The sequence below is a fragment of the Aeromonas sp. 602658 genome, from assembly GCF_049173005.1.
Taxonomy (GTDB): domain Bacteria; phylum Pseudomonadota; class Gammaproteobacteria; order Enterobacterales; family Aeromonadaceae; genus Aeromonas; species Aeromonas veronii_A.
This window is the reverse complement of the sequence record NZ_JAAKRF010000060.1, coordinates 1-6,284: the sequence shown is the minus strand read 5'-3', so window position 1 is coordinate 6,284 and position 6,284 is coordinate 1. Positions and strand designations below refer to the sequence as shown.

Genomic DNA, 6,284 nt, shown 5'->3' with positions numbered 1-6,284 from the left:
CCCCGATGCGGTACATAGGGGGTTCTGAGTAGAGAAATGCTAGTTGAAAATGTGTAAACCTATTTCAGGACTAGACAAGCTAGTGGCTACAGCGATTAACCGGCGGCCAGCTCCTTGCGGTAGCTCTTCACCTTGGCCAGGAACTGGCGACGCTCCTTGCCACTGAGCGGTTCAGCCATCGGCAGCTTGGCGGTCATGGCATTAACCGGACGGTTGTTGATCCGCAGCTCGTAATGCAAGTGAGCACCAGTCGAGCGACCGGTGTTGCCGGAAAGGCCGATCTTGTCGCCCATCTTCACCCGCTGACCGGTTTTGACCAGCAACTTGCTCAGGTGCAGATAACGGGTAGAGAGGGTTCGACCGTGCTTGATGACGATATAGGTACCCGCCAGCGGGTGGCTGGTCGCCTTCTGGACCACACCGTCACCCGTGGCCAGTACCGGGGTACCCACCGGAACGGCAAAGTCGGTCCCCTCGTGGGGACGGATAGCACCAGTCACAGGATGCTTGCGCGCGGGGTTGAAGTTTGAGCTGATCCGGTAACGACTGTGGGTCGGATAACGGCGGAAACCACGCTCCAGGCTGTTGCCCTGACCATCGTAATAATTGCCATCATCGGAGAGCCAGGCCGACACCGTCTTGCCCTGACTGATCATTTCCACACCCAGCAGCTGGCTGTTACCGGTGCTCTTGCCCTCGACTGTCTCCTGGCGTACCAACACCTTGAATTTATCGCCCTTTTTCAGATCCTGGGCAAAGTTCATCCGCCACTGGAACAGGTTGGCAATCTTCTGGATATGAGTGGCAGGAATGCCAGCATTGCGGGCACTGACATAGAAACTGCCGTTGATCACGCCACTGTAACGCTGCGGCTGCCACTCGACCTTCTCGTTGATCATGGAGGCAGTATAAGCATCGTCACTGCGCGACATCACCAGCGTCTGCTTGATGTTCAAGCGGATCTTGAGTTGTTGCAGAATGTTGTCCTGATCGATCAGCAGCTCTATGGTCTGGCCCGGTTTCAATCTGGCCAGATAGTTCTTGCTGTCCGCATCAAGTACCTTGTAGAGAGTAGTGGTAGAGAGTCCCAGATTGTTAAAAATGGCGGTCAGGTTCTCACCATTACGCACCCGGTAATCCTGCCACTGCGGTGCGGTATCAACAGGGATATCGTCCTCTGCCGCACTCTGATCAACCAGTTCGTGGTCGGGGATTTCGTTAAAATCGGTGTTGTTTTCGTTGGTTGCTGTACCAGCGGTATCAATGGGCAACTCAAGGCGAAGAGGCCGCTCCAGGATATCCCCCGGCGCTGGCAGCAATGCCACTGCTGACAAGGTCATGGCCGTCAGCATCAGCATGGCGTAAAAATGTTTGCGGGGAACCGGTGGTTCCCAATTGGCAGCCTGTGCAACCAAGGGACGGAGACGTTTCATCCGCTATCCTGTATTTAGATCCAAGAGAGAGTATTGCGATGTCAGTTGTGACAAAACCGTATAAAACTGTTTTTTGGACAAAACAAATTACAAATAGTTCATCACAATCTGCATGAACCTCACATTTTATGCATAACACGCCCTGATGGGCAGAAATGATCGCCTTTTTTAACTATTTTTTCCTATTTTTAAGAGCCGGGTCGGACTCGATTCGGCATTAAAAATTCAAATGTTGCGATAATTTTTCCATGGAGTGGATATGACGTTATCAAAACTGTTGCGCTGGATAATCCTTGTACTGTTCCTGATTGGTGCAGTTATGTTGTTCGTTCTTGAAGTCTCCACAGTCCGCCAGTCAATCCTTGATCAGATGTCGGCCAATCTGGAGACCGCCATCACAGCCCTTGGACTGGTACTGCAAGGCACCCTGCTCAATGATGATCAGGTGCTGGCCGAAACCATCGTCAATGCCATGTTCGATGGCGGTTTCGTCAGCTCGGTCATGCTGGTGGATCCGGATGGTCAGGTGCTGTTTCAGAAGGTATTCCACTCTACCCAGCAGAATGTTCCCGGCTGGCTTCCCTCGGTTATCGGCATGCCCCCCGTCAAGATTGAGCAAGAGTTGACCGATGGCTGGCGCATGCTGGGCACTCTGACCCTTGAGGGACATAGCGGCTACGCCTATCAGCATCTGTGGAATGCCATCAGTCGCACCGGCATAGCCCTGCTGGCGGGGCTCGTCGTATTTACCCTAGTCATCTCTCTGGTCTGCAAGCGCCTGCTGCAACCACTGGAGCAGATCAATGTGCAGCTGATCCGGCTGCGCAAACACCAGTTCAACAGCACCCTGCCCACCCCTTGGTTGCAAGACCTTAAAGAGGTGGCACTTTCCATCAACCAACTGGTCTCCGAACGCAAGCGGGATCTGCTGCAACAACGGCTCAAGATCACCCAACTGGGAAAACAGCTTGCCCCAACCATGCCACAGCCACTGCAAGGGCTAAGCCCGCTGCCAGAAGGCGGGCAACTGCAAAAATTTGTCTCCACACAAGGGGAAATCGCCCTCTATCAGCGTTTCTTGCCCAGTCAGCCCCTCGGAGCCGACAGCGATCTCGCGACCATCCAGAGCACCCTGGAGTTATGGCAGCGCTCCCATATAGAGGGGATCTTGCTACCCCTCTCCCTGCTCAATCATCCGCAATGGTCAGAAATCGCCCCTCTGCTAAGCCAGGGCCGCGGCAAAACACTGGATTGGCGCTGGGATGTGGCCACATTCCCTGCCCATGGCCAAGTCACATTGGCTGCGTTGCAGGAAAAGGGGTGTGAGCTCGCCTTCAGCGCCATTCCCCTCAATGCGGATACCTTCAATCAACTTGACCCGCTCAATCCCATCTTTATCAGCTGTCAGCTGACCGATGAACCGCTCTACTGGAATCTGCTCTCCCAGACCATGCATGCCGCCGGTTATACCCTGCTGGCAGAATCGGGAGAGTGTCGCGACATCGACAAACTGCGGACCTGGGGTATCGATGGTTATGCCAAGGAGACGCAATCATGAAGAAGCTCGCTATGCTGTTGCCTCTGCTGTGGCAACCCTGCCTGATGGCTGAAACCGTCACTATCGCCACTGGGGGTGAGCAGGGGATTTATCACCAGATAACCAAAGAATTTTGCCGTCTGGCTCATGAGGTCGACGAGCAACTTGCGTGCAAGCTGCAGAGCTCATCGGGTTCAATAGAAAACCTGAAGCGACTAAAGAGTGGCGACTCCTTCTACGCCATGGTGCAATCAGACTGGCTGTATCAGGCAAGCAAGGGCCTGGGCCCTTTTGCCACGCAGCCGCAACCTGAGCTGCGCGCCCTGTTTGCCACCCATGCCGAGCCCTTCACCATAGTGATCCGTGCCGATGGAGATATCACGTCACTGGAACAGCTCAAGCTCGCCCCCATCGATATGGGGTTGAAGAACTCGGGTACCCGCCAGACGGCGCTGGCCCTGTTCAACATCTTGGGAGCGAAAGAACAGGATCTCGATCTGAAGAGCATGGCCAACCTGCCGGATGCGCTCTGTAGCAAGCAGATCGATGCATTTGCACTGGTGATGGGACACCCTAACCGGATTGTGCTCGACACCGCCAAACGTTGCGCGGTCACTTTCCTCCCCATCGATGGGGCCACCCGGGATCAGCTACTCAAGGGGGTCAAATATTACCAACGCAGTCAGGTGCCTGCCCGCATCTACCCCGGCAATATGAAGGCGACGCCCACCTTTGCCATTGCCGCCACCCTGGTTACCAATGCCACCATGCCGGAAGAGTCTGTCTATCGCCTGACCAAGGCCATGCTGACCCAGCAAACCAAATTCAATGAGCAAACTTATGGCTACGCCAATATGTTTCACCGGGCACGCAATAAAACCGGCCCAGTGCTGAGCATTGAACAGCATCCGGGCGCGGTGAAATATTTCGATGAGTTGAAGGCGGCGGGCAAGCTATAGCTGACGACGAGGAGAGCGCAGTTGCTCGCTGGAGAAACGGGTCTTCATCGATGTCCACTGCGCCAGCCGATCGGCACTCCCCGCCAGCGTCCCTTCCCGCCGTGACTTCATGATCCAGATGCTTTTGGCATCGAAACTGTAAACGGGAATGAGATCGGTACGCTTGCTGCCCGGCAGGATCCGGCTGTTGATGTTGTCGAGCACCAGTGGATCAGCCTTGGGTGTCGGGAAGTAGAGCGTCACCATGTGGAACTGGTTGTAACGCACCGCCTTGACGTAGGCCAGCCGCAGCTTCTTCTCATCCACCCCCAGCTCCATCAGGGTGTAGTACTTGGAGATGCTGTAATCCTCGCAATCCCCACCTCGGGCACCGATGAACTCCAGCGGATTGGCCCAGTAATCCTCATCTCCCCACAGCTTGGGGTCTTCACTGTAGGTGAGATTGTTGAAGTAGTTGTTCACCAGCTCGATCTTCTGCTGATCCGTGGTTCCAGCTCTGGGAGTGAGCAGACGAGAGAATGCCTCGGCCCGCTGGATGGCGCGGCCACCGTACACCTCCTGCAGTTTGGCCCGCAGATCGGGGCTGGCAATATATTCGGAAAGGCGCGAAGCCTGCACACTGGCGCAATATAGCGCCAGTGTGCAGGCCGGGATCAACAACCATTTCATACCGGACACTCCATGTCAGATGCTGGAGGTCAGTATAGTCCGTCCGGATGAGAGACTCAGCCGCTAATCATCGACATTGCGCAAATGCGTCTGCCAGTTGTTGCATGAATTGGGGATAACCATCCGGGCCAAGCGGCACCTGTTCACCCACCTCATCAAGCAACAGCACCTTGGCGCCGGTATTGCGTGCCACCGATTCGATCACAGCCGGTGAGAATTGCGGCTCGGCATAAATGCAGCGCGCCTGCTTATCTTCCAGTGCCTTGCGAATATCCACTAGCGTCTTGGCGCCCGGGCGACGCTCAGGGCTCACGGTAAAGTGACCCTTTGAACTCATGCCGTAGTGGCGCTCCCAGTAGCCATAAGCCTCGTGGAAGACAAAGTACCCCTTCTCATTCACTGCCTTCATCTGGCCAGCAATCACCTTGTCCTTGGCATCCACCTTGGCATCAAATGCCGCGAGGTTGGCGTCATAGCGAGCCTGATTGGCCGGATCCAGCTTGCCCAATTCACTTGCGATCGCCTTGGCAATCACTTTGGCCTGCGTCGGGCCAAGCCAGATATGGGGATCGACCCCTTCGTGATGATGTCCCTCATGCCCTTCATCATGATCATGGTTACCGTGCTCGTGGGCGGCATGATCGTGATCATCATGGTCATGGGAGTCATGACTATCCTGAGTCGCGTAGTTGAACAGCGGCATTCCCTCAACCTGAGTCAGGGCCAAAGCATGGGGATGATTGGCCAGCGGCTTGGCCATAAACCCTTCCAGCTCGGGGCCAACCCACACCACCAGCCCAGCACTGTTGATGCTGCGAATATCGGAAGGGCGCAGGGAAAAATCGTGGGGAGAGGCGCCGGTCGGCAGCAATACCTTGGGCTCGCTCACCCCGTCAGTCATCGCCGCAGCGATGAAGCCAAGGGGCTTGATGGTGGTCAGTACCTCAATGGCACGAACAGGCAAACTCACCGCCAGCAGGGCAGTGAAAAGCGCAATAATTCTCATTGGTGAATCTCGTCAGGGGGTGAGTATGTGATAATATAACAGCCGCTTTTTGTTATATTATAACTCTCACTGGCTGTAAACCCCGGAGTTGTCATGAGCCAACTGGTAGAGCTGAAAGAGGTCTCTCTCTCGTTTGATGGACGCTCTGTGCTCGACAAGGTCTCCTTTACCCTCAATAAAGGCAAAATCACCACGCTAGTCGGCCCCAACGGGGCAGGCAAGAGCACCCTGAGCAAGCTGGTGCTGGGTCTGCTCACCCCGGATTCGGGCAAGATCTCCCGCAGCCGCGACCTGAGAGTCGGCTATGTACCGCAGCGCCTCTATCTGGATCCCACCTTGCCGCTGACGGTGCGTCGCTTCCTGCAACTGGGCAAAAATAGCCGCCTCTCCATCGAGGAAGCTCTGGCCCGGGTGGGCGCAGAGGGATTGCTGGAAAACAGGATGCAAAAACTCTCCGGCGGTGAGATGCAGCGGGTGCTGCTGGCCCGCGCCCTGCTGGTCAAGCCCGAGCTGCTGGTACTGGACGAGCCGGTGCAAGGGGTCGATATCACCGGCCAGATAGAGCTCTATGCCCTGATCGGCCAGCTCGCCGCCGAGTTCAATTGCGCCGTGCTGATGGTCTCCCACGACCTGCATCTGGTGATGGCCAGCACCCACGAGGTGATCTGCCTCAATCGCCA

General features: G+C 55.7%; 6 protein-coding genes. 3 read left to right on the top strand and 3 right to left on the bottom strand.

From position 1 onward, the window contains the following. Positions 1–95: 95 nt before the first annotated feature. Entirely contained in the window at positions 96–1,433 is a 1,338-nt protein-coding gene (gene mepM / locus G5253_RS20365) for a murein DD-endopeptidase MepM (protein WP_266135343.1), read from the bottom strand. A gap of 259 nt (positions 1,434–1,692) precedes the next feature. Between mepM and G5253_RS20360 the strand changes: the two genes are divergently transcribed. Together G5253_RS20360 and G5253_RS20355 are read left to right on the top strand one after the other, a co-directional pair. Further along, positions 1,693–2,991 (top strand): LapD/MoxY N-terminal periplasmic domain-containing protein, encoded by a 1,299-nt coding sequence (locus G5253_RS20360; RefSeq protein ID WP_266135342.1) that lies wholly within the window; start codon positions 1,693–1,695, stop codon positions 2,989–2,991. Further along, entirely contained in the window at positions 2,988–3,929 is a 942-nt protein-coding gene (locus G5253_RS20355) for a TAXI family TRAP transporter solute-binding subunit (RefSeq protein ID WP_266135341.1), read from the top strand. The genes G5253_RS20360 and G5253_RS20355 overlap by 4 nt, the downstream gene beginning before the upstream one ends. Here the strand turns inward: G5253_RS20355 and G5253_RS20350 are convergent. Next, positions 3,924–4,598: a transglutaminase-like cysteine peptidase gene (locus tag G5253_RS20350; protein ID WP_263085369.1), complete on the bottom strand. Its 675-nt coding sequence runs from the start codon at positions 4,596–4,598 to the stop codon at positions 3,924–3,926. The two genes, G5253_RS20355 and G5253_RS20350, sit on opposite strands and share 6 nt — an antisense overlap. A gap of 67 nt (positions 4,599–4,665) precedes the next feature. Further along, positions 4,666–5,604, bottom strand: a complete 939-nt coding sequence (gene znuA, locus G5253_RS20345) for a zinc ABC transporter substrate-binding protein ZnuA (protein ID WP_266135340.1) — start codon at positions 5,602–5,604, stop codon at positions 4,666–4,668. A 93-nt stretch (positions 5,605–5,697) separates the two neighbouring features. On the opposite strand from znuA, the gene G5253_RS20340 reads away from it, so the two are divergent. After that, positions 5,698–6,284 (top strand): ATP-binding cassette domain-containing protein (locus tag G5253_RS20340; protein WP_421204154.1); only part of this gene is annotated, 587 nt, incomplete at its 3' end.